This window comes from Streptomyces sp. BK340 (assembly GCF_007827595.1).
In the GTDB taxonomy this organism is placed as follows: Bacteria; Actinomycetota; Actinomycetes; order Streptomycetales; family Streptomycetaceae; genus Streptomyces.
Genome location: NZ_VISR01000001.1, coordinates 209,020 through 231,134, shown reverse-complemented (window position 1 = coordinate 231,134; position 22,115 = coordinate 209,020). Strand labels below are relative to the sequence as shown.

Annotated in this window: 19 protein-coding genes; 9 read left to right on the top strand and 10 right to left on the bottom strand. The window is 70.1% G+C overall.

The features are described from left to right. Positions 1-5 precede the first annotated feature (5 nt). Together FB157_RS01115 and FB157_RS01110 are read right to left on the bottom strand one after the other, a co-directional pair. Positions 6-1,001, bottom strand: a complete 996-nt coding sequence (locus tag FB157_RS01115; protein WP_145874994.1) for a carbohydrate kinase family protein — start codon at positions 999-1,001, stop codon at positions 6-8. Continuing rightward, on the bottom strand, positions 989-1,891 hold the full coding sequence (locus FB157_RS01110) for a pseudouridine-5'-phosphate glycosidase (protein WP_145875684.1): 903 nt from the start codon (positions 1,889-1,891) through the stop codon (positions 989-991). Before FB157_RS01110 ends, FB157_RS01115 begins: the two co-directional genes overlap by 13 nt. Before the next feature lie 102 nt (positions 1,892-1,993). Here FB157_RS01110 and FB157_RS01105 point away from each other — a divergent pair, with 102 nt between their 5' ends. Continuing rightward, positions 1,994-2,422: a VOC family protein gene (locus FB157_RS01105; RefSeq protein ID WP_145874993.1), complete on the top strand. Its 429-nt coding sequence runs from the start codon at positions 1,994-1,996 to the stop codon at positions 2,420-2,422. Between the two features lie 29 nt (positions 2,423-2,451). Here FB157_RS01105 and FB157_RS01100 read toward each other — a convergent pair whose 3' ends face one another. Both FB157_RS01100 and FB157_RS01095 read right to left on the bottom strand, forming a co-directional pair. Next, on the bottom strand, positions 2,452-3,006 hold the full coding sequence (locus FB157_RS01100) for a methylated-DNA--[protein]-cysteine S-methyltransferase (RefSeq protein WP_145874991.1): 555 nt from the start codon (positions 3,004-3,006) through the stop codon (positions 2,452-2,454). 53 nt (positions 3,007-3,059) lie between these two features. Continuing rightward, on the bottom strand, positions 3,060-3,929 hold the full coding sequence (locus tag FB157_RS01095; protein WP_145874989.1) for a glycerophosphodiester phosphodiesterase family protein: 870 nt from the start codon (positions 3,927-3,929) through the stop codon (positions 3,060-3,062). 278 nt (positions 3,930-4,207) lie between these two features. Between FB157_RS01095 and FB157_RS01090 the strand changes: the two genes are divergently transcribed. The 6 genes from FB157_RS01090 (at position 4,208) to FB157_RS01065 (ending at position 12,473) form a co-directional block, all read left to right on the top strand. Continuing rightward, positions 4,208-5,086 (top strand): MHYT domain-containing protein, encoded by an 879-nt coding sequence (locus FB157_RS01090; RefSeq protein ID WP_145874988.1) that lies wholly within the window; start codon positions 4,208-4,210, stop codon positions 5,084-5,086. Positions 5,087-5,126: 40 nt separating this feature from the next. Then, positions 5,127-7,274, top strand: coding sequence for an excinuclease ABC subunit UvrB (gene uvrB / locus FB157_RS01085; RefSeq protein WP_145874986.1), 2,148 nt, complete (start codon positions 5,127-5,129; stop codon positions 7,272-7,274). Between the two features lie 157 nt (positions 7,275-7,431). After that, positions 7,432-8,010: a TerD family protein gene (locus FB157_RS01080; protein ID WP_145874984.1), complete on the top strand. Its 579-nt coding sequence runs from the start codon at positions 7,432-7,434 to the stop codon at positions 8,008-8,010. Positions 8,011-8,060: 50 nt separating this feature from the next. Beyond that, positions 8,061-9,989: a TerD family protein gene (locus tag FB157_RS01075; protein WP_145874983.1), complete on the top strand. Its 1,929-nt coding sequence runs from the start codon at positions 8,061-8,063 to the stop codon at positions 9,987-9,989. A gap of 224 nt (positions 9,990-10,213) precedes the next feature. Beyond that, positions 10,214-11,215: a TerC family protein gene (locus FB157_RS01070; RefSeq protein ID WP_145874981.1), complete on the top strand. Its 1,002-nt coding sequence runs from the start codon at positions 10,214-10,216 to the stop codon at positions 11,213-11,215. A 157-nt stretch (positions 11,216-11,372) separates the two neighbouring features. Then, positions 11,373-12,473 (top strand): calcium:proton antiporter, encoded by a 1,101-nt coding sequence (locus FB157_RS01065; RefSeq protein WP_145874979.1) that lies wholly within the window; start codon positions 11,373-11,375, stop codon positions 12,471-12,473. A 14-nt stretch (positions 12,474-12,487) separates the two neighbouring features. On the opposite strand, the gene FB157_RS01060 is transcribed toward FB157_RS01065, so the two are convergent. Further along, on the bottom strand, positions 12,488-13,759 hold the full coding sequence (locus tag FB157_RS01060; protein ID WP_145874977.1) for an MFS transporter: 1,272 nt from the start codon (positions 13,757-13,759) through the stop codon (positions 12,488-12,490). Positions 13,760-13,967: 208 nt separating this feature from the next. Here FB157_RS01060 and aroQ point away from each other — a divergent pair, with 208 nt between their 5' ends. Further along, positions 13,968-14,441 (top strand): type II 3-dehydroquinate dehydratase, encoded by a 474-nt coding sequence (gene aroQ / locus FB157_RS01055; protein WP_145874975.1) that lies wholly within the window; start codon positions 13,968-13,970, stop codon positions 14,439-14,441. A 12-nt stretch (positions 14,442-14,453) separates the two neighbouring features. Here aroQ and FB157_RS01050 read toward each other — a convergent pair whose 3' ends face one another. From FB157_RS01050 to FB157_RS01030, 5 genes are all read right to left on the bottom strand, one after another. Further along, positions 14,454-15,221, bottom strand: a complete 768-nt coding sequence (locus FB157_RS01050; RefSeq protein ID WP_145874973.1) for an amino acid ABC transporter ATP-binding protein — start codon at positions 15,219-15,221, stop codon at positions 14,454-14,456. Then, the gene (locus FB157_RS01045) at positions 15,218-16,159 is read right to left on the bottom strand and encodes an amino acid ABC transporter permease (RefSeq protein ID WP_145874971.1); all 942 of its coding nucleotides are present in this window, start codon (positions 16,157-16,159) and stop codon (positions 15,218-15,220) included. The genes FB157_RS01050 and FB157_RS01045 overlap by 4 nt, the downstream gene beginning before the upstream one ends. Then, positions 16,156-17,031: an ABC transporter substrate-binding protein gene (locus FB157_RS01040; protein WP_145874969.1), complete on the bottom strand. Its 876-nt coding sequence runs from the start codon at positions 17,029-17,031 to the stop codon at positions 16,156-16,158. Before FB157_RS01040 ends, FB157_RS01045 begins: the two co-directional genes overlap by 4 nt. Before the next feature lie 374 nt (positions 17,032-17,405). Beyond that, positions 17,406-18,062 (bottom strand): MBL fold metallo-hydrolase, encoded by a 657-nt coding sequence (locus tag FB157_RS01035; RefSeq protein WP_145874967.1) that lies wholly within the window; start codon positions 18,060-18,062, stop codon positions 17,406-17,408. A gap of 46 nt (positions 18,063-18,108) precedes the next feature. Continuing rightward, the gene (locus FB157_RS01030) at positions 18,109-18,795 is read right to left on the bottom strand and encodes a maleylpyruvate isomerase family mycothiol-dependent enzyme (protein ID WP_145874964.1); all 687 of its coding nucleotides are present in this window, start codon (positions 18,793-18,795) and stop codon (positions 18,109-18,111) included. Between the two features lie 225 nt (positions 18,796-19,020). Between FB157_RS01030 and uvrA the strand changes: the two genes are divergently transcribed. Beyond that, the gene (gene uvrA, locus FB157_RS01025) at positions 19,021-22,050 is read left to right on the top strand and encodes an excinuclease ABC subunit UvrA (protein ID WP_145874962.1); all 3,030 of its coding nucleotides are present in this window, start codon (positions 19,021-19,023) and stop codon (positions 22,048-22,050) included. Positions 22,051-22,115 lie beyond the last annotated feature (65 nt).

Here is a 22,115-nt window from a genome sequence, read left to right as displayed (position 1 = left end):
CCAGGTCAGAAGTCGGCATTTCGGACAGAAGGTGCCTTGTGTGTCAGGTTGGTCAGAGGCATCCCCTGTCCGTCCCCGCCCCGGTGCGGTGGTCTGCCGCCTACCCGTTCCACCGCTCGTGCTCCTGCCCGGCAGCCCTGTGCCGCCGCCTCCTCCGGATCCATGCCCGTGAGCAGGGCGGCCAGGAACGCGCCGGTGAAGGCGTCGCCGGCGCCCGTGGTGTCCAGCGGGTTCGCCGGCACGGCCGGAACCCGGGCGGTCACGGCCCCGGAACGGGCCACCAGTGCCCCGGCCACACCCGACTTGGCCACCACCAGCGGGACCAGACGGCTCAACTTGGCCGCCGCGTCCGCCGGTTCGGGCAGCCCGGTCAGCAGACACGCCTCGTCCCGGCTGGGCAGCAGCACGTCCAGGCCCTCCGTGAACGCCAAGAAACGGTCCACGCCGAACTCCAGCAGGAAGCCCGCCGACGCCGGGTCCAGACTGACCGGCACCCCACGCCCACGTGCCGCGGCGAGGGCAACCTCGGCGAGCGCCCGGCTCGGCTCGGAGAACAACAGATAGCCGGACAGATGCAGCCGGGCGACCCCGTCGAGCAACGCGTCGGACCAGTCGGCGGGTTCGAGCCGCAGGGATGCCCCGCTGTCCGTGAGAAACGTGCGCTCGGCCGAGGCGCCGGTGTCGACGAGGCAGATCACCGTCCCGGTCGTCGCCTCCCGGTCGACCACCAGCCTGGGCCGCACCCCGGCCGCCAGCAGCTCCCGCTCGTGCCACTCCGCCGCGTCCGCGCCGACCCGCCCGAGCAGCCGTACGTCCACACAGCCCGTATGGGCCGCCCAGCAGGCCACGTTGGCGCCCGCGCCGCCCGGCAGGGTCCGGATGGCGGCGGCCGTGTCGGTGCCGGTCGCGAGCGGCCCCCGGTGCCGGGCGACGACATCGGTGACGACGTCCCCGACGACCAGCAGCGCCCTGCCCCGGGGTGCGGGCACTACCTGGTCCACGCCGCCGCGATCCGCGCCGCCAGCCGCACATTGCCGCGCACCGCCGCCAGGTTGGCGTCCAGCGAGGCGCCGTCCGTGTGCCGGACCAGGAAGTCGAGCAGGAACGGCGTGACCGCCTGCCCGGTGACTCCCTCCTCGTCACAGGCGCGCAGCGCGTCGGCGAGCACGCGCGCGTGCAGCCCCGGATCGAGCTGCTCCTCCTCCGGGACAGGGTTGGCGACGATCAGCGCCGACTCCGGCGCGTTCAGCGCATCCTGCGCCCGCATGACCTCGGCGACCTCTTCCGGGCTCTGCAGCGTCCAGTCGACCGGATGCCCGGAGTCGGACAGATAGAACCCGGGGAACCGGTCGGTGCGGTACCCGGCGACGGCCACGCCCAGCGTCTCCAGCCGCTGCAGGGTCGCCGGCACGTCCAGGATCGACTTCACGCCCGCGCACACCACCGTGATCCGGGTCCGCGCCAGCAGGCCCAGGTCGGCGGACTCGTCCTGGGTCACCGTCCACTCCCGGTGCACACCGCCCAGCCCGCCCGTGGCGAACACCCGGACGCCCGCCAGCGCGGCCAGTTGCGCCGTCGCCGACACGGTCGTGGCCCCGCTCGCACCCGCCGCCACGGCAGGCGGCAGATCGCGGTGGCCCAGCTTGCGGATGCCGTCCTCGTTCGCGATCCGCTCCAGCTGCTCCTTGTCCAGGCCCACGTACGGGCGCCCGTCCAGGACGGCGATGGTCGCGGGGACGGCGCCCTCCTGCCGCACCACGTGCTCCAGCTCCAGCGCCACCTGCAGATTGCGCGGACGTGGCAGCCCGTGCGCGATGATCGTGGACTCCAGGGCCACCACCGGCCGCCGCGCGTCCATCGCTTCCCGGACTTCTTCCGACACCACCAGCACCACGTGCCCGCCTCCTGTCCGTCGGTCCTTCCTCATCTCTGGCGGGCGCCGCATCCCGCTAAACGCTTGCCGTCTGTGGGGGACACCACCAGCCTGGACCGCATGACTGACCACACCACGCGTCTCGACCACGTCGTCCTGTGGGTGGCCGACCCGGTCGCAGCCGCGGGCTTCTACGAGAACGCCGTCGGCCTGGAGCCGCTGAAGGTCGCCGAGTACACCGAGGGAAAGGTGTCGTTCGTCTCCGTACGCGTCAACGAGGAGACGATCCTGGACCTCGCGCCGCACAGCCTCGTGGAGCGCATGAACATGCTTCCCGGCTCCGTCGAGAGCGCGGGCCATCCCGTCAACCACGTCTGTCTGGCGCTGTCGTCCGCCGGCTTCGACGCCCTGCGCGCCCGCCTGGCCGAACACCGCGTCCCCGTGTCCGACATCGGCCACGACTCCTCCGGTGCCCGCGGGAACGCGAAGCGGAACTTCTATTTCCGGGACCCGGACGGCAACGTCTTCGAGGCCCGGCACTACGCGTAGCCGTATTCGGGGCGTGCGGCCCGCCGCCGTCAGAACAGCGGCTCGGGCAGCACGCCCTCCAGCGCGAGCAGCTTGCGCTTGGTCTCCAGACCGCCACCGAAGCCGCCGATGCCGCCGTCGCTCTCCACCACCCGGTGGCACGGAACGACGACCGGCAGCGGATTGGCGCCCATCGCCGCACCGACCGCCTGCGCCCCGCCCGGCTGCCCGACCCGGCCGGCCAGATCCCCGTACCCCACCAGCGTGCCGTACGGGACCCCGGATGCCAGCTCGCGCAGCACCTGCCGGTTGAAGCCCGAGACGAGCGACCAGTCCAGGGGCAGGTCGAAGTCATGACGCTCACCCGCGAAGTACGCCTCGAGCTGCCGTATCGCCTCGGCCAGCAGCGGCGAGTCCGGGTCCTCGACGGGTGGGGTGCCCAGCCGGGCCGCCAGCCGCTCCAGGGTCCGGTCGCGCACCGCGTCCGTGGCGTGGAAGACGACGTTGACGAGTCCCTCGCGTGTCGCCGCCAGCATCAGCGGGCCGATGCCGGTGCCCACGAGGGCCCATACGACCCGCTGCTCGTCCTGCCCATGGCTGTCCATGCGCCCACCGTACGACCCGCCACTGACAACGCCCGCCGCACCGCGGTCCCGGCTCAGCCCGTGCGCAGTGCCGTCCGGACGACGTCGGGCTTGTTGGTGATGATCCCGTCGACGCCGTAGCCCGCGGCCTTCCAGGCGCCGGCCGCGTCGTCGACCGTCCAGGCGAACACCCCGAGCCGCCTGCCGTGCGGTCCGGTGACGGCATGCACCGCGGAGACGTAGCGGGCGGAGATCGACCCGTACGAGGGATTGATCAGGTCGCTGAAACGCGCGTACTGGCCCAGCTGCGCCACGGGCGGCGTGCCGAGGTAGGCGGTGGTGAGCGCCGGCTTCAGCCTGTGCACGGTACGCACGCTGTCCGCGTCGAAACTCTGCACGATCAGCCGGCCGAGGTGCCGGCGGTCCAGCCAGCCCTCGTTGCCGAGCAATCGCACGGTCTGCTGCTCGATGCCGGGATACAGCTCCGGGTTCTTCACCTCCAGGAGCAGCTTCTCGTGGTTGTGCTCGACCCGGCGCATGTACTGCTTCAGAGTGGGCACGCGCGTGCCCGCGTACGCCGGGGAGAACCAGCTGCCCGCGTCCAGCCGGGCGATCTCGGCGGCGGTGAAGTCCTTCACCTTCCAGGGCGCCCGGCCCGGGAAGACGTCCTCGACGTTCGTGGTGCGCCGCAGGCTGTCGTCGTGGATGACTACCAGCTGGCCGTCCTTGGTGCGCTGGACGTCGTTCTCGACCCAGGAGAAGCCCAGCTGAGCGGCCTTGTCGATGGAGGCCAGGGTGTTCTCGGGAGCGTAGGCGGAGGCACCGCGGTGGGCGACCACCGTGGGCTCGCCGGCCTCGCCCGCCAGGGCGTCGGGGGCGGGGCTCAGCAGAGCTGCCGTCCCCAGGATCGCGGTTGCCGTGGCGGCGACTGCGCGCGCGTACATGCGGACTCCTCGCGTCGAGCGATTACCGACTGCATCAGCTTGACAGCAGAGAGTCAACGCACGCGGGCGCAGGACGGCCACACGATGAATGGTGTCGCCCAAGTCCGCTCACGGGTGCCGCACAAGTGGGGCAAGGGCGTGTTTCTTTGCCGGAAAATCGTTCGACCATTCCGGTGCGGGTCATACTCTCTGCGTCAACCCTGACCGCCGGCGCGGTCCTGGGACGGGGGCGCATTTCAGAAATTCCGGGACGCAACAGGGCGGAAGGGCAGCCGCGCATGCAGGGCACGGTCGACGGATTCAGCTACGGGGTCGTCACCCCGTTGGTGGCCTTTCTGATGGCCTGCCTCGGTGGCGCCCTCGGCCTGCGCTGCACCACCCGGTCCCTGCTGGTCACGCACTCCTGGCGGCCCGCCTGGCTGGCCCTCGGCTCGGCCGCGATCGGCTCCGGCATATGGACCATGCACTTCGTCGCCATGATGGGCTTCACCATCGAAGAGACGCCGATCCACTACGACGGACCGATCACCTACGCCAGCCTCGGCCTCGCCATCGTCATGGTGGGCGTCGGGATCTTCATCGTCGGCTACCGGGGCGCCACCGGCGCCGCTCTGTTCACCGGCGGCACGATCACCGGTCTGGGCGTCGCCTCGATGCACTACCTCGGCATGGCGGGCATGCACTTCGACGGACGGTTCTCGTACAACACGCTCACCGTCGCCGCCTCCGTAGCCATAGCGGTCGTGGCCGCCACGGCCGCCCTGTGGGCGGCCGGACGCGTGCGGGGGTTCCTGTGGAGCGTCGGCGCCAGCATGGTGATGGGCCTCGCCGTCACCGGCATGCACTACACCGGTATGGCCGCCCTCGACGTCCACCTCCACAACGCTCCCGGCTCCGCCACCACGGGCTCGCCGACCACGGTGCTCGCGCCGATGCTGATCGGCCCGCTCGCCTTCCTGCTCCTCGCCGGCGTCGTCGTGATGTTCGACCCGCTGATGGTCATGGGCAGGCCCACCCGGCGGGACGTCGAGGACAAGCCGGGTGTCCCGGCCGCCGCCGTGCCCTCCCACCAGCACCGCCCCCCGGCGCTCCACGCCGGCCGCCGGCCGGTCCGCGACTCCCGGCTCCACGGCTCCCGCGCCCCGCAGAACCGCTGACCGGGACCCGTTGTCAGTGCGGGGTCGTACGGTGGATCCCATGCGGCCCGTTTCCCACATCGAACGCACGGTGGCGCCCTTCGAGGTCGTCAGCCCCTACCAGCCCAGCGGAGACCAGCCGGCGGCCATCGCCGAGCTGGCCAAGCGCATCGAGGCCGGTGAGAAGGACGTCGTCCTGCTCGGCGCGACCGGCACCGGCAAGTCCGCCACCACCGCGTGGATGATCGAGAAGCTCCAGCGCCCCACCCTCGTGATGGCGCCGAACAAGACGCTGGCCGCCCAGCTGGCCAACGAGTTCCGCGAGCTCCTCCCGAACAACGCGGTCGAGTACTTCGTCTCGTACTACGACTACTACCAGCCCGAGGCCTACGTCCCGCAGTCGGACACCTACATCGAGAAGGACTCCTCGATCAACGAGGAGGTCGAGCGCCTGCGCCATTCGGCGACGAACTCGCTGCTCACCCGCCGCGACGTCATCGTGGTCGCCTCGGTGTCCTGCATCTACGGCCTCGGCACTCCACAGGAGTACGTGGACCGGATGGTCCCCCTCCGCGTCGGCGACGAGATGGACCGCGACGAACTGCTGCGCCGCTTCGTCGACATCCAGTACACGCGCAACGACATGGCCTTCACCCGCGGCACCTTCCGGGTCCGCGGCGACACCATCGAGATCTTCCCGGTCTACGAGGAGCTCGCCGTCCGCATCGAGATGTTCGGCGACGAGATCGAGGCCCTGTCCACGCTCCACCCGCTCACCGGCGAGATCATCAGCGACGACCAGCAGCTGTACGTCTTCCCCGCCTCGCACTACGTCGCCGGCCCCGAACGCATGGAGCGGGCCGTCAACGACATCGAGAAGGAACTCGGGGAGCGCCTGTCCGAGCTGGAGAAGCAGGGCAAGCTGCTCGAGGCGCAGCGTCTGCGGATGCGCACCACGTACGACATCGAGATGCTCCGCCAGATCGGCAGCTGCTCCGGTGTGGAGAACTACTCGATGCACTTCGACGGCCGCTTGCCCGGCTCGCCGCCCAACACCCTGCTGGACTACTTCCCGGACGACTTCCTGCTCGTCATCGACGAGTCGCACGTCACCGTCCCGCAGATCGGCGCCATGTACGAGGGCGACGCCTCCCGCAAGCGGACCTTGGTCGAGCACGGCTTCCGGCTGCCCTCCGCCCTGGACAACCGCCCCCTGAAGTGGGAGGAGTTCCAGGAGCGCATCGACCAGACGGTCTACCTGTCGGCGACCCCGGGCACCTACGAGCTGTCCCGCGGCGACGGCGTCGTCGAGCAGATCATCCGCCCCACCGGCCTCGTCGACCCGGAGGTCGTGGTCAAGCCCACCGAAGGGCAGATCGACGACCTGGTGCACGAGATCCGCAAGCGCACCGAGAAGGACGAGCGCGTCCTGGTCACCACGCTCACCAAGAAGATGGCCGAGGACCTCACGGACTACTTCCTGGAACTCGGCATCCAGGTGCGCTATCTGCACAGCGACGTCGACACCCTGCGCCGCGTCGAGCTGCTGCGCGAGCTGCGCTCCGGCGAGTTCGACGTCCTGGTCGGCATCAACCTGCTCCGTGAGGGTCTCGACCTGCCCGAGGTGTCACTGGTGGCGATCCTCGACGCTGACAAGGAGGGCTTCCTGCGCTCCGGCACCTCGCTGATCCAGACCATCGGACGCGCGGCGCGCAACGTCTCCGGCCAGGTCCACATGTACGCCGACAAGATCACCCCGGCGATGGAGAAGGCCATCGAGGAGACCAACCGCCGCCGGGAGAAGCAGGTCGCCTACAACAAGGCCAACGGCATCGACCCGCAGCCGCTGCGCAAGAAGATCAACGACATCGTCGCGCAGATCGCCCGCGAGCAGGTCGACACCGAACAGCTGCTCGGCTCCGGCTACCGCAAGCAGAAGGACGGCAAGGGCGCCAAGGCCCCCGTCCCGTCGCTCGGCGACAAGGCGGCCAAGGGTGCGAAGGGCGGCAAGGCCGCCAAGGGCAAGGCGGGGGCCGCGGTGCCCACGGACCGCCCGGCGGCCGAACTCGCCGAGCAGATCGAGGAGATGACGGAGCGCATGCGCGCCGCCGCCGCCGAGCTGCAGTTCGAGATCGCGGCCCGGCTGCGCGACGAGGTATCCGAGATGAAGAAGGAACTGCGCCAGATGCGGGAGGCGGGCCTCGCCTGACCCCTTGTGCCCCTGCCGGACCTCGGGATACGCGCCTCGTGTTGCAACACCGACACAAAGCGCGAGCCGGGGTTCGGCACTGTCACTGCCCCTGCGTAGGGTTCTGGACAGCCGCCCACTGTGCGGCAACAGGGGACCATTGAGAGGGGAATCAGCCGTGACCGTCAATTTGACCAAGGGTCAGGCCATCAGCCTGGAGAAGAAGGACGGGGCCACCCTGACCGCGGTCCGCATGGGTCTCGGCTGGCAGGCGGCGAAGCGGCGCGGCCTGTTCGGCTCGCGCACCCGCGAGATCGACCTGGACGCCTCCGCGGTTCTCTTCGCCGATAAGGAGCCGGTCGACGTCGTCTTCTTCCGGCACCTGGTGAGCGACGACGGCTCCGTGCGCCACACCGGCGACAACCTCGTCGGCGGCGTCGGCCAGGGCGGTGACGACGAGGCCATCCTCGTGGACCTGCAGCGCGTCCCGGTCCACATCGACCAGATCATCTTCACCGTGAACTCCTTCACGGGCCAGACCTTCCAGGAGGTGGAGAACGCGTTCTGCCGCCTCGTGGACGAGACCAACGGCCAGGAGCTGGCCCGCTACACGCTGGCGGGCGGCGGCGAGTACACCGCCCAGATCATGGCCAAGGTGCACCGCGTGGGCTCGGGCTGGACGATGACCGCCCTGGGTGAGCCGGCCAGGGGCCGCACCTTCCAGGACCTGATGCCGGCGATCCGGTCGTACCTGTAGGACCGCCCGACGCGGCGCGCACGACAACACGACACAGGGGGGCGTCGGCGATGACGGCCGAGCTGGTGCGGGGACAGAACCACCCGCTGTCGCAGGTCCGGCTTGAGATCCGGATCTCTGCCGGGGTGCCGGTCCTGGCGGGAGCCACACTCGGCGACGAGCACGGCTCAGTCCACGGTGCCGAGTGGGTGGCCCACCCCGGCGCCCCCACGCTGCCCGGGATCGAGGTCTCCGGGCAGGCCGCCGCCGACCACCGGCTCGCCGTCGACCTGGCCGCCCTGCCCGAGGCGGTCCACCGCGTCACCGTGCTGCTGGCCCTGCCCACGCAGCCGGGAGGCGCGCTCCGGTTCGGCGCTGTCGCCGCCCCGCGCACGGCGGTCACCGGCCTCGACGGCGCCGAGATCGTCCGCTTCAACCTCACCGGCCTGGACGCCGAGTCGGCCGTCGTCGCCCTGGAGCTGTACCGGCGGCAGGACGCCTGGAAGGTACGTGCGGTCGGCCAGGGCTACGCAGGCGGCCTCGCCGCACTCTTCACCGACCAGGGCCTGCCCCGGCCCGAAGCACTCGCGGCGGGTATCCAGGAGGCGGTGTCCCGAAGCCTCGCCCGCGCGATACCGGTGCCACAGCCGCAGGACACCGCCGGCTCTTCGGCGTCACGGCCGACACAGCCGTACGACGCGCAGGACGCGCAGGACGCCCGGACTTCGGGTGGTCCGGTCGACGCTCGGGCATCGGGCGGTGCGGTCGACGCCCGAACGCCGGGCGGCCCGATCGACTACACGCACCCCGGCCGCCGTACCCCCCTGGCCCCGCCGCCCCCGGCGTCCCCGGCCCCGGACGGGCAGCCTCCCCAGCCCGTAGCCGGTGACGCGGTGGGCTGGTCGATGGAGGAGCGGCTGTACAACCAGGTCTGGGGCATGTTCGAGGATCTGGCCCGCACCACGGCCGCGTACCGCAGTGCCGTGGACTTCGCCGGTGCCCGTCTGGAGAAGGAACTCGACCAGGTCCTCGCCGATCCCCGCAGCCGGCTCGGCGCGGCGGGCCAGGCCACGCGCGAGACGGCCCACGCCCGGCACTCCCAGCTGGTCGACCGGGCACGGGTCGTGTTCGACCGGGATCTCGCCCAGCTCACCGCCGAGTCCGAGGTCGTCGAGCCCGCGCTGCCTCCGGCGTACGCCCGCTGGGACAACCCCGTCTGGCACGGCTACCGGGTGCCGGACGAGCCGCCCATGGCCGTGCGGCTCGGCGATCTCCACCTGCCCGAGAGCGTGCCGCTGCGCATTCCCATGCTGGTCAGGCTGCCGCTGGAGCGGGGGCTGTGGATCGACAGCGGCCCGGTGGAAGGACCTGATGACACCTTCCTTGACTCCGCCGAGACCCGCCGGCTGGCCATGGACGCCGCGGTGGCGCTCGCGGTCCGGCTGCTCGCCGTCCACCCGGTGGGGGAGTTCGCCGTGCAGGTCGTCGACCCGGCCGGTGCCGGGGTCCAGGCGCTGCTGCCGTTGACGCGGGCGGGGGCTGTGGCGGTGCCCATCGCGAGCGGCGCGGCGGGCGTGGCGGACATGCTGGGACAGCTCATCCGTCGTGTCGACCTGACGCAGATGGCGGTGCGCGGCGGCGCGGCCGAATCGCTGCCACCCGACGTCGACACCGCCCAGCAGCTGCTGATCGTCAACGACTTCCCGCACGGCTTCGACGACCGGGCGGTGACCCAGCTGCGCTATCTCGCCGACGAGGGCCCGGCCGTCGGCGTGCATCTGCTGATGGTCGCGGACCGCGCGGACGCCGAGGCCTACGGCCCGTTGCTCGACCCTCTGTGGCGTTCGCTCATGCGACTCACCCCCGTACCCGACGATCATCTCGCCGATCCCTGGGTCGGCCACACCTGGACCTACGAACCCTCGCTCGTGCCGCCCGGCAGCGGGATCCTCCAGCAGGTGCTCTCCGAGGTGACGGCGGCCCGCATCAAGTATCAGTAAAGGGCCTCTGAACAGGAAGTTTGGTCTTTCTTTTACCAGTCACTTTACCTTTCCTTGGTAATTGGGGTACTGTCTTCCCAGCGGAGGGGAGTACTCCCTGACTGCGACGCACCCGTCAGTACGGATCGATGTGGATCCCGGGGCGTCGGCCCATCGCGGGTGGAAGAGACCTCCGGCAGCGACAACGCTGAAAACGTTTGCCGTTACGAAATGCCGGAGGTGCAGTGGAAGTCTCTGTGACCCTGTGGGTCCTGACCATCGCGGGTCTCGCCGCCCTGATCGCGGTCGATTTCTTCATCGGGCGCAAGCCCCATGACGTGTCGATCAAAGAAGCCGGCATCTGGACCGTCGTCTGGATCGCCCTCGCCGGACTCTTCGGCCTCGGTCTGCTCGTCTTCGGTGGCGGTCAGCCGGCCGGTGAGTTCTTCGCGGGCTTCATCACCGAGAAGTCGCTGAGCGTCGACAACCTCTTCGTCTTCGTCCTGATCATGGCGAAGTTCGCGGTGCCCTCGCAGTACCAGCAGCGGGTCCTGCTCGTCGGTGTCCTCATAGCCCTGGTCCTCCGGGCCGTCTTCATCGCGGCCGGAGCCGCGATCATCGCCGGCTTCTCCTGGGTCTTCTTCCTCTTCGGTGCCTTCCTGATCTGGACCGCCTGGAAGCTCGTCCAGGAGGCCCGCGCCGACGAGGGCGACGAGGAGTACGAGGAGAACAAGCTGCTGAAGGCCGCGGAGCGCCGGTTCGGCGTGGCCGACCGGTACCACGGCACCAAGCTCTGGATCCAGGAGAACGGCAAGCGGATCATGACCCCGATGCTGGTCGTGATGCTCGCCATCGGCACCACCGACGTGCTGTTCGCGCTGGACTCCATCCCCGCGATCTTCGGCCTGACCCAGGACCCGTACATCGTCTTCACCGCCAACGCCTTCGCCCTGATGGGTCTGCGCCAGCTGTACTTCCTCATCGGCGGCCTGCTCAAGAAGCTGGTCCACCTGTCCTACGGCCTGTCGATCATCCTCGGCTTCATCGGCGTCAAGCTGGTGCTGCACGCACTGCACGAGTCCGGCGTCCATGTCCCCGAGATCAGCATCCCGGTTTCGCTCGGCGTGATCTGCGCGGTCCTCGTCGTGACCACTGTCACCAGCCTCATGGCCACCAGGAAGCAGGCGGCCGCCGAGGCGGCGCACGGCGAGAGCGAGGGTGCCGCGAAGGACAGCGTCGACGCCTGACGGAAGAGGGCGACGCCGGACGGCACGGGACGCGAGAACCGTCGATCGACCCGCGGGGCACCAGCCGGATCGGCGCTGGTGCCCCGCACGGAAAGGATGAGAAGGGATCCGAAAAGAACGGAATGCGAACCCTGTACGTGTCTGTCACGATCGCTTCGTGATCGCTCGGCTCAGGTCGCTCACCACCCGGTGGACGCTCCTCGTGCCGGTGCTCGCGGTCGTCCTCCTGATCTTCACCTGGGGCCGTGATCTGCCCGGCGCGGTCGTCGCGCTGGTGACCCTGGTCCTTGCGGGGGCCGTTCTCGCGGCGGTGCACCACGCGGAGGTGGTCGCCCACCGCGTCGGTGAACCCTTCGGCTCCCTGGTGCTCGCCATCGCCGTCACCGTCATCGAGGTGGCCCTGATCGTCACCCTCATGGCCGACGGCGGCGACAAGACGTCCACTCTCGCCCGCGACACCGTCTTCGCCGCCGTGATGATCACCTGCAACGGCATCGTCGGGCTCTGCCTCCTCGTCGCCTCCCTGCGCCACGGGACCGCGGTCTTCAACCCCGAGGGCACCGGTGCCGCCCTGGCGACCGTCGCGACGCTGGCCACGCTCAGCCTGGTGCTGCCGACCTTCACCACCAGCAAGCCGGGCCCCGAGTTCTCCACCGTGCAGCTGACGTTCGCCGCGCTGTCCTCACTGATCCTCTACGGCCTGTTCGTGGCCACCCAGACCGTGCGGCACCGCGACTACTTCCTGCCGATCACCCGGCAGGGCGAGGTCGTCACCGGCAACGACCATGCCACGCCCCCCTCCGAGCGCGCCGCCCGGACCAGCCTCGGCCTGCTCGGCCTCGCCCTGATCGGCGTGGTGGGCCTGGCCAAGGGCGTGTCGCCCACCATCGAGTCCGGTGTGGAGGCGGCCGGGCTCAACCAGGCGGTCGTCGGCGTGATCATCGCCCTGCTCGTCCTGCTGCCCGAGACGATCGCCGCGCTGCGCTCCGCCCGGCGCGACCGTGTGCAGACCAGCCTCAACCTCGCGCTCGGCTCGGCCATGGCCAGCATCGGTCTGACCATCCCGGCCGTCGCCCTCGCCTCCATCTGGCTGTCCGGGCCGCTCGTCCTCGGTCTCGGACCGACGCACATGCTGCTGCTCGCGCTGACCGTGATCGTCAGTTCCCTGACGGTCGTGCCGGGCCGGGCCACCCCCTTGCAGGGCGGCGTGCACCTGGTGGTGTTCGCGGCCTACCTGGAGCTGGCGATCAACCCGTAGCGCGGCCGTCCCGGTCAGCCCGGGGCCGGCTCCACCGCCGGCACGGGCACGGGCCGCGTCTCCGGCAGCAGCGCGAAGCAGGCCAGGCTCAGCAGGGCGATGCCCGTCAGATACACGCCCACACCCCACGGAACGCGCCCGCCGTGCTCCGCCAGGGCCGTGGCCACGATCGGGGTGAGGGCGCCGCCCAGGACCCCGCCGAGGTTGTAGCCGACCGCGGCCCCCGTGCAGCGCACCCGCGCCTCGAACAGCTCCGGCAGATACGCGGCGATCACCGAGAACATGATGACGAAGGCGATCAGCGCGCCCAGGATGCCGAGGAACATCAGTAGCGGCTCGCCCGTCGCCAGCAGGGCGACCATCGGCAGCATCCACAGGGCGCATGCCGTGCACCCCACCAGGCACATCGGCCGGCGTCCGTAGCGGTCGCCCAGCAGTGCCATGAGGGGCGTGAGCGCGCCCTTCACCACCACGGCGGCCATGACACACGTCAGCATCACGGTGCGGCTCACCCCGAGCCGTTCGGTCGCGTACGCCAGCGACCACGTCGTCACCGCGTAGAACACGGCGTACCCGACGGCCAGCGCCCCGGCCGTCAGCAGCACCAGCCGTCCGTGGTGCCGTACGACCTCCACGAGCGGCACGCGCGCGTGGTCGTCGATCTCCAGGAACCCGGGAGTCTCGGTGAGCGACGAGCGCAGCCACAGCCCGGCCAGAGCCAGCACACCGGCCGCCCAGAACGGAACCCGCCAGCCCCACTGCGCGAACTGTGCGTCGGACAGCGCCGCCGACAGCGCGAGCATCACCCCGTTGGCGAGCACGAAGCCGAACGCGGGCCCCACCTGAGGGAAGCTCGACCACAGGGCGCGCCGTCCCGCGGGCGCGTGCTCGGCGGTCAGCAGTACCGCCCCGCCCCATTCACCGCCGAGCCCGAGCCCCTGGAGGAAGCGCAGGACGAGCAGCAGCACGGGGGCGGCCGTACCGATGGACCCGTACGTCGGCACGCACCCGACGGCGACCGTCGAAGCGCCGGTCAGCAGCAGGGAGATGACCAGCACCGGCCGCCGTCCGCGCCGGTCGCCGAGGTGCCCGAACAGCACCGAGCCCAGCGGCCGGGCGACGAACCCCACCCCGAACGTCACGAACGCCGCCAGGGTCCCCGCCACCGGCGAGAACGTCGGGAAGAACAGCGGCCCCAGGACCAGGGCCGCCGCTGTCCCGTAGACGAAGAAGTCGTAGAACTCGATCGCGGTCCCGGCGAGCGAGGCGGCCGCGAGCCGTGGCATGGAAGGGGCCCTTACGGCCTGTACATCGTGCACACCGCGTCAACTACCCACCGTGATCAAGGGTTACGGGGGCGCATGGAGGTGATCAACAAGCCGTGGCGCGCGCCGAGGCGGCCGGAGCGGGCGCACCTCGCCCGCGCCACGCGCCGTGATAGACCGGGTTCGAGCGAGCGGTCGTAGAAGCCGCCCCGAACGGACCGGAGGAACCGTGCCCCGCACCCTGGCCAACGCCCCGATCATGATCCTCAACGGGCCCAACCTGAACCTCCTCGGCCAGCGCCAGCCCGAGATCTACGGCAAGGACACGCTCGCCGACGTCGAGGCGATGTGCGCGAAGGCGGCGGCGGCACGCGGCGGCACGGTGGACTTCCGGCAGTCCAACCACGAGGGCGAGCTGGTCGACTGGATCCACGAGGCACGGCTCACCCACTGCGGGATCGTCATCAACCCCGGCGCCTACTCGCACACCTCGGTCGCGATCCTGGACGCGCTCAACACCTGCGACGGCATGCCCGTGCTGGAGGTGCACATCTCCAACATCCACCAGCGCGAGTCGTTCCGGCACCACTCGTACGTCTCGCTGCGCGCCGACGGCGTGATCGCGGGCTGCGGCGTGCAGGGCTACGTGTTCGGCGTGGAGCGGGTCGCCGCCCTGGTGGGGGCGGCGCAGGCCGACGCGTAGCCTCCACCGGCCCTACAGGCGGCCGGACTCCACGATCCGCCGCAGGAAGCGGCGCGTGCGCTCCTGCTGCGGATCGCCGAACACCTGCTCGGCGGTGCCGCGCTCCAGCACGACCCCTCCGTCCAGAAAGCAAACCTGGTCGGCGACGTCCCGGGCGAAGCCCATCTCGTGCGTCGCCAGCACCATGGTCATGCCCTCGTCCTTCAGACCACGGACCACTTCCAGGACCTCACCCACGAGTTCGGGGTCCAGCGCGGCGGTGATCTCGTCGAGCAGCAGCAGCCGGGGCCGTGCAGCGAGGGCCCGTACGATTGCCACACGCTGCTGCTGGCCGCCGCTCAGCCGATCCGGGTAGGCAGCCGCCTTTTCGCCCAGTCCGAGGCGCTCGAGCAGCTCCCTGGCCCGCTTCTCGGCCTCCGCGCGAGAGACGCCGTGCACCCGGCGCGGGGCGAGCGTGATGTTGTCCAGCACGGTCATGTGCGGGAAGAGGTTGTACGCCTGGAAGACCACGCCGATACGGCGGCGTACCGCGTCCTGGTCGACGCGCGGGTCGGTGATCTCCTCGCCGTCCAGCCAGATCGCGCCGTCGTCGATCTCCTCCAGGAGGTTGGCACAGCGCAGCAGCGTGGACTTGCCCGAGCCGGAGGCGCCGATCAGCGCGGTCACCGTGTGCGGGGCGACCTCCAGATCGACGTCCCGCAGTACGACGGAACCCCCGAAGGTCTTGCGGACGGACTCCATCCGCAGCACCGGCGAGCCGTCCTCGCGTGCCGTACTCATATCGATCCTCCCTGGGCCCGCTGCCGGTCCATCCTGGCCGTCACCCAGTCCGTGAAACGCGTCATCGGGATGGTCAGCGCGACGAAGACCAGGCCCGCGACGATGTACGGCGTGTAGTTGAGGCTCCGGCCCACGATGATGTCGGCGGCCCGAACCGCGTCCACCGCGCCGCCGATCGACACCAGGCCGGTGTCCTTCTGCAGCGACACCAGGTCGTTGAGAAGCGGTGGCACCTGACGGCGCACCGCCTGCGGCAGCACGACGTAGCGCAGGGCCTGCCGGTTGGTGAGGCCCAGCGAGCGGGCCGCGGCGCGCTGCGAGGGGTGGATGGACTCGATGCCGGCCCGGAACACCTCGGCCACGTACGCCGAGTACGTCAGCGTCAGCGCCGTACCGCCGAGCAGCACCGGATCCACGGTCACGCCCTGCAGCCGCAGCGCGGGCACGCCCAGCACCACGATCATCAGGTTGATGATGAGCGGCAGACCGCGGAAGAAGTCCGTGTACGCCGCCGCCAGCACGCGCAGCGGGAAGAACACCGGGCCGCGCAGGGTGCGGGCCACGGCGATGAGCATGCCGAGGACCAGTACGGCGGCACCGCACACGATCAGGAGGCGGACGTTCAGCCACAGGCCCTCGAGGACCTTGGGAAACGCCTCGCGCGCGTACTGCGCGCTGAAGAACGTCTCCTTGGTGCGCGGCCAGCCGGGCGCGTCGACGACGACCAGGTAGAGCACGGCGGCCGTGACCAGGGTGGAGAGCGCCGCGACGGCCGTGGCGCGGCGGGCCCGCACCCGCTTGTGGTGCTCGCGCTCCAGCCGCCGCCCGGAGGGCACATAGCCGTCACCGGCGCCGGGAACCGCGTCCCCGGCGCCGCCGGTCATGTCACCCTTGTCGTCCGCCCCCTCCGTCGCGGACTCGTCCTTGGCGACCGTCACTTGAGCACCGGAGCGTCGACGGCGTCGGAGAGCCACTGCTTCTCGATCCGCGCCAGCGTGCCGTTCTTGCGCAGCGCGTCGACGGCACCGGTCACACATGAGGTCAGCGCGCTGCCCTTGTCGAGCACGAGCCCGAACTGCTCGGGTGTGCCGCCCTGGTTCTCGAACTGGCCGACGATCTTCGCGTTCGTCACCTCGGCAGCGGTGATGTAGAACGCGGTCGGCAGGTCCGTGACGACCGCGTCGACCTGACCGTTCTTCAGCGCGGACTTGGCCTGGTCGTTCTTCGCGTACACGGCGGGCTCCTGCTTCGGCTTCACCACGTCGGTGATGTAGTCGAGGCTCGTGGTGCCCACCTGGGCGCCCAGCTTGAGGTTCTTCAGATCCGCGATGCTCGTCGCCTTGGCGGCCTTGCTGCCCTTGAGCGCGATGACGGCCTGGCGCACGTCGTAGTAACCGGAGGAGAAGTCCACGGCCTTTTTGCGCTCCGTGCTGATCGACACCTGGTTGATGTCGAAGTCGAAGGTCTTCACGCCGGGTGCGAACGCCTTGTTGAAGGGCACGCTCTGCCAGACCACGGCGCTCTTGCCGTAGCCCAGCTGCTGCGCCACGGCGTAGGCCACCGCTGACTCGAATCCCTTGCCGTTCGCGGGCTTGTCGTCCTTGAACCATGGCTCGTACGCCGGCTCGTCCGTCGCGATGGTCAGCTTCCCGGACGTCTTGGTGGCCAACTTGCCCTTGGCGCAGCTCTTCCCTGCGGACCCGGACGACGCCTTGACCTCGGGCTGCGGAGCACAGCCGACAGCGGTGGCGAGCAGGGCTATGGTGGCGGCGGCTACCGCGCGGCGCAGTGCGCGAGAGGCAAGGTGCATGGCGGGAGATTGGCAGCGAACCCCATGTTTGTCCAGGTCACGGCGTTCATTGTCCGCATAGTGGGAACGGGTGTTGCGTTCGCGTGAACGGTGCCACCCGAGGTGGCCTGGGCCGCCGGCCGAGGGCGGGGTTGGAAGGCCGGCGGCCCATCCGCGCAGGAGCCGTCATCCTGTGCGGGGCTCCCACCAGTTGACTGCGTGACACGGCGCGAGGGGAGCGCGCATGCGCGCCCGGCGTGTGCGAACAGTTCACACGGGGCGCGCGCCCGGCGCGCAGTCGGCGATTTCCCGGGCTACGTCAGCTTCACCATGCACCCGCACGACCGCACCCGGACATGAACCAGGCGCCCTTGGCTATCGGGGGTCCCGGCGATTCACCACCCGCGCGCGTGCCACTCCGGCAGATGCGGCCGTTCCGCCCCCAGCGTGGTGTCGTTGCCGTGCCCCGGGTACACCCAGGTCTCGTCCGGCAGCACATCGAAGATCTTGGTCTCCACGTCGCGGATCAGACTCGCGAACGCCTCGGGGTCCTTGCGCGTGTTGCCGACACCGCCCGGGAAGAGGCAGTCACCGGTGAAGACGTGCGGGTGGCCGTGCGGGTCGTCGTAGACCAGCGCGATGGAGCCCGGAGTGTGCCCCACGAGGTGGCGTGCGGTGAGTTCCACGCGCCCCACCCTGATGACGTCACCGTCGTCGACCAGGACGTCGGTGGGCACCGGGATGCCCGGGGCGTCCTCCCGGCCGGCGTACGTACGGGCACCCGTGGCGGCGGCGACCTCGGCGAGTGCCTGCCAGTGGTCGCCGTGCTGATGCGTGGTGACCACGGACGCGATGCCGTCGTCGCCGATCATGGCGAGCAGGGTCTGTGCCTCGTTGGCGGCGTCGATCAGCAGTTGTTCGTCGGTGGCCCGGCAGCGCAGCAGATAGGCGTTGTTGTCCATCGGGCCGACCGCGATCTTCGTGATCATCAGGTCTTTCAGCTCGTGCACGTCCGCCGGGCCGCCGACCTTGACCTCTCCGCTGTACGTCATGGTGATCAGCCTATAGCGGGGGAGTGCCCGGCGGGCCGTCCTCGCGCTACAGCGGAGGCAGCTTCGGGAGCGCTCCGCCGACCGCCTCCAGGGCGGCGCCCTCGCGGCGTCCGGCGAGCCAGCCCAAAAGGTCCGCCGGAGACCCGGTGACCGTGATCTCGGGCTCGGCGGCCTCGCGTCCCGTGCTCCACGCGCGCGTGCCGTCCGTGACGAGGGTCGCCGGGACGTCGGGGTGCCCGGAGAACCGCTGTGCCAGGAACTCGATCTCCCGCTCGGTGAACTCCGCCGGGAGGTCCTCCAGCTCGTACCCGGTCCCGAGATCCACATGGTGCAGGTCGACCTCGGCCCAGCGCCGGAACGGCACCCGGGACGCGGAGTCGGTGACCCCGTTGCGCAGCTCCACCGTGCGCGTCCAGTCCGCCGGCGCGGCCCCCGTCTCCTGGAACCGGGCCCCGCTCTCCCGCACGTCGGCGAGCTGGACGTCCAGGAGGCGGGGGGCGTCCCGCTCGATGTCGGCGTCACGGGCCTCGGCGCTCGCGTACATGGGACGGCCCTCGAGGACGTTCACGAGCGCGTCCGCGTTGCGGGCGAGGTGGGCGAGGACGTGTCCACGGGTCCAGCCGGGCAGGCGTGACGGCTCGGCGAGAGACGCGTTGTCCAGCTTGGTGACAGCGGTGAGGAGCCGCTCGGTCGCTTCGTGTACACAGGCCAGGTCATGAGCGTGATCAATCATGGGCCTGACCTTAGCCGCGCCACACCTTTGGGTGAAGGTGGTGAACCTCCACCGAAAATCGAAAGCACGTGCTATATCGTCGGGGGTGGCGTCGGGCATGCTGGATGACCGGGGGTTGTTATGCAACCGGGAAATCCGACCGGCGTTGTCAGTGGCTCCCCCTAGTCTCGAAGAAGCACAGGGGCCCCGCCCCTGTCACTTCTCTCAAGAAAGGTGCGGACCGGCGTGGCCGACCGTCTCATCGTCCGTGGCGCGCGCGAGCACAACCTGAAGAATGTCTCGCTCGACCTGCCGCGTGACTCGCTCATCGTCTTCACGGGCCTGTCGGGGTCGGGCAAGTCCTCGCTGGCCTTCGACACGATCTTCGCCGAGGGCCAGCGTCGCTACGTGGAGTCGCTCTCCTCGTACGCCCGCCAGTTCCTCGGCCAGATGGACAAGCCGGACGTCGACTTCATCGAGGGTTTGTCCCCGGCGGTCTCCATCGACCAGAAGTCGACCTCGCGCAACCCGCGCTCGACGGTCGGCACCATCACCGAGGTCTACGACTACCTGCGTCTGCTCTTCGCGCGCATCGGCAAGCCGCACTGTCCCGAGTGCGGCCGCCCGATCTCGCGCCAGTCGCCGCAGGCCATCGTCGACAAGGTCCTGGAGCTGCCGGAGGGGAGCCGCTTCCAGGTCCTCTCGCCGCTGGTGCGCGAGCGCAAGGGCGAGTTCGTCGACCTCTTCGCCGACCTGCAGACCAAGGGCTACTCACGCGCGCGTGTGGACGGCGAGACCATCCAGCTGTCCGACCCGCCGACCCTGAAGAAGCAGGAGAAGCACACCATCGAGGTGGTCATCGACCGCCTCACGGTGAAGGACTCCGCCAAGCGCCGCCTCACCGACTCCGTCGAGACCGCCCTCGGTCTGTCCGGCGGCATGGTCGTGCTCGACTTCGTGGACCTCCCCGAGGACGACCCCGAGCGCGAGCGCATGTACTCGGAACACCTGTACTGCGCGTACGACGACCTGTCCTTCGAGGAGCTGGAGCCCCGCTCCTTCTCCTTCAACTCGCCCTTCGGCGCCTGCCCCGAGTGCACGGGCATCGGCACGCGCATGGAGGTCGACCCGGAGCTGATCGTCCCGGACGAGGACAAGTCCCTGGACGAGGGCGCCATCCACCCCTGGTCGCACGGACACACCAAGGACTACTTCGGCCGCCTGATCGGCGCCCTCGCGGACGCGCTCGGCTTCCGTACCGACATCCCCTTCGCCGGCCTGCCGCAGCGGGCGAAGAAGGCCCTGCTCTACGGCCACAAGACCCAGATCGAGGTCCGGTACCGCAACCGGTACGGCCGCGAGCGCGTGTACACCACGCCCTTCGAGGGCGCGGTGCCCTTCGTGAAGCGCCGGCACAGCGAGGCCGAGAGCGACGCCAGCCGCGAGCGCTTCGAGGGCTACATGCGCGAGGTGCCCTGCCCCTCCTGCAAGGGCACGCGCCTGAAGCCGATCGTCCTCGCCGTCACGATCATGGAGAAGTCGATCGCCGAGGTCTCCGCGATGTCGATCAGCGACTGCGCGGACTTCCTGGGCCAGCTGACGCTGAGCACCCGCGACAAGAAGATCGCCGAGCGCGTCCTGAAGGAGGTCAACGAGCGGCTGCGCTTCCTGGTCGACGTCGGCCTCGACTACCTCTCCCTCAACCGTGCGGCCGGCACCCTCTCCGGCGGCGAGGCCCAGCGCATCCGCCTGGCCACCCAGATCGGCTCCGGCCTCGTCGGTGTCCTGTACGTCCTCGACGAGCCGTCCATCGGCCTGCACCAGCGCGACAACCACCGGCTCATCGAGACCCTGGTCCGGCTGCGCGACATGGGCAACACGCTCATTGTCGTCGAGCACGACGAGGACACCATCAAGATCGCCGACTGGATCGTCGACATCGGTCCGGGCGCCGGCGAGCACGGTGGCAAGGTCGTGCACAGCGGCTCCCTGAAGGAACTGCTCGGCAACACCGAGTCGCAGACCGGCCAGTACCTCTCGGGCCGCAAGTCCATCCCGCTGCCGGACGTACGGCGACCGCAGGACCCGACCCGCCGGCTGACCGTGCACGGCGCCCGGGAGAACAATCTGCAGGACATCGACGTGTCCTTCCCGCTCGGCGTGTTCACGGCCGTCACGGGTGTGTCGGGGTCCGGCAAGTCGACACTGGTCAACGACATCCTCTACACGCACCTGGCCCGCGAGCTGAACGGCGCGCGCAGCGTCCCCGGACGGCACACGCGCGTGGACGGCGACGACCTGGTCGACAAGGTCGTGCACGTCGACCAGTCGCCCATCGGCCGCACCCCGCGGTCCAACCCGGCGACGTACACCGGCGTCTTCGACCACATCCGCAAGCTGTTCGCGGAGACCACCGAGGCGAAGGTCCGCGGATACCTGCCCGGGCGGTTCTCCTTCAACGTCAAGGGCGGCCGCTGCGAGAACTGCGCGGGCGACGGCACCATCAAGATCGAGATGAACTTCCTCCCGGACGTCTACGTCCCGTGCGAGGTCTGCCACGGCGCCCGGTACAACCGGGAGACCCTGGAGGTCCACTACAAGGGCAAGTCCATCGCCGACGTGCTGAACATGCCGATCGAGGAGGCGACCGAGTTCTTCGAGGCGGTCCCGGCCATCTCCCGGCACCTGCGGACGCTGAAGGACGTCGGTCTCGGGTACGTGCGGCTCGGTCAGTCCGCGACCACCCTGTCCGGTGGTGAGGCGCAGCGCGTGAAGCTCGCCAGCGAGCTCCAGAAGCGCTCCACCGGACGCACGGTCTACGTCCTGGACGAGCCGACCACCGGTCTGCACTTCGAGGACATCAGCAAGCTGCTGACGGTCCTCGCCGGCCTGGTCGACAAGGGCAACACGGTCATCGTCATCGAGCACAACCTCGACGTGATCAAGACCGCTGACTGGGTTGTCGACATGGGTCCGGAAGGCGGGGCCGGCGGTGGCCTCGTGGTCGCCGAGGGCACGCCCGAAGAGGTCGCCGGAGTTCCGGCCAGCCACACCGGCAAGTTCCTGCGCGAGGTCCTCGGCGCCGACCGCATCAGCGACGCGGCGCCGGTCAAGGCATCGCGCGGCGCTGCGGCGAAGAAGACGGCCGCGGCCAGGTCGACGGCGAAGAAGACGGTGACGGCCAAGGCCAACAACACGGCGACCAAGAAGGCCGCCGCGGCCACGAAGAAGACGGCACCGGCCAAGAAGACGACGACGCGGGCCCGCAAGGCCTGAGGCCGGTTCGGGGCATGCCCTGACACGTCATCAAAAAAGCGGCGCCCCGCGGGAACTCTCCGCGG

Bases quoted from the DNA above. Each gene is read 5' to 3' on its own strand.
- FB157_RS01105 (WP_145874993.1), top strand. From the start codon at position 1,994: ATGACTGACCACACCACGCGTCTCGACCACGTCGTCCTGTGGGTGGCC.
- FB157_RS01100 (WP_145874991.1), bottom strand. From the start codon at position 3,006: ATGGACAGCCATGGGCAGGACGAGCAGCGGGTCGTATGGGCCCTCGTG.
- FB157_RS01095 (WP_145874989.1), bottom strand. From the start codon at position 3,929: ATGTACGCGCGCGCAGTCGCCGCCACGGCAACCGCGATCCTGGGGACG.
- FB157_RS01090 (WP_145874988.1), top strand. From the start codon at position 4,208: ATGCAGGGCACGGTCGACGGATTCAGCTACGGGGTCGTCACCCCGTTG.
- uvrB (WP_145874986.1), top strand. From the start codon at position 5,127: ATGCGGCCCGTTTCCCACATCGAACGCACGGTGGCGCCCTTCGAGGTC.
- FB157_RS01075 (WP_145874983.1), top strand. From the start codon at position 8,061: ATGACGGCCGAGCTGGTGCGGGGACAGAACCACCCGCTGTCGCAGGTC.
- FB157_RS01060 (WP_145874977.1), bottom strand. From the start codon at position 13,759: ATGCCACGGCTCGCGGCCGCCTCGCTCGCCGGGACCGCGATCGAGTTC.
- FB157_RS01050 (WP_145874973.1), bottom strand. From the start codon at position 15,221: ATGAGTACGGCACGCGAGGACGGCTCGCCGGTGCTGCGGATGGAGTCC.
- FB157_RS01040 (WP_145874969.1), bottom strand. From the start codon at position 17,031: ATGCACCTTGCCTCTCGCGCACTGCGCCGCGCGGTAGCCGCCGCCACC.
- FB157_RS01035 (WP_145874967.1), bottom strand. From the start codon at position 18,062: ATGACGTACAGCGGAGAGGTCAAGGTCGGCGGCCCGGCGGACGTGCAC.
- FB157_RS01030 (WP_145874964.1), bottom strand. From the start codon at position 18,795: ATGATTGATCACGCTCATGACCTGGCCTGTGTACACGAAGCGACCGAG.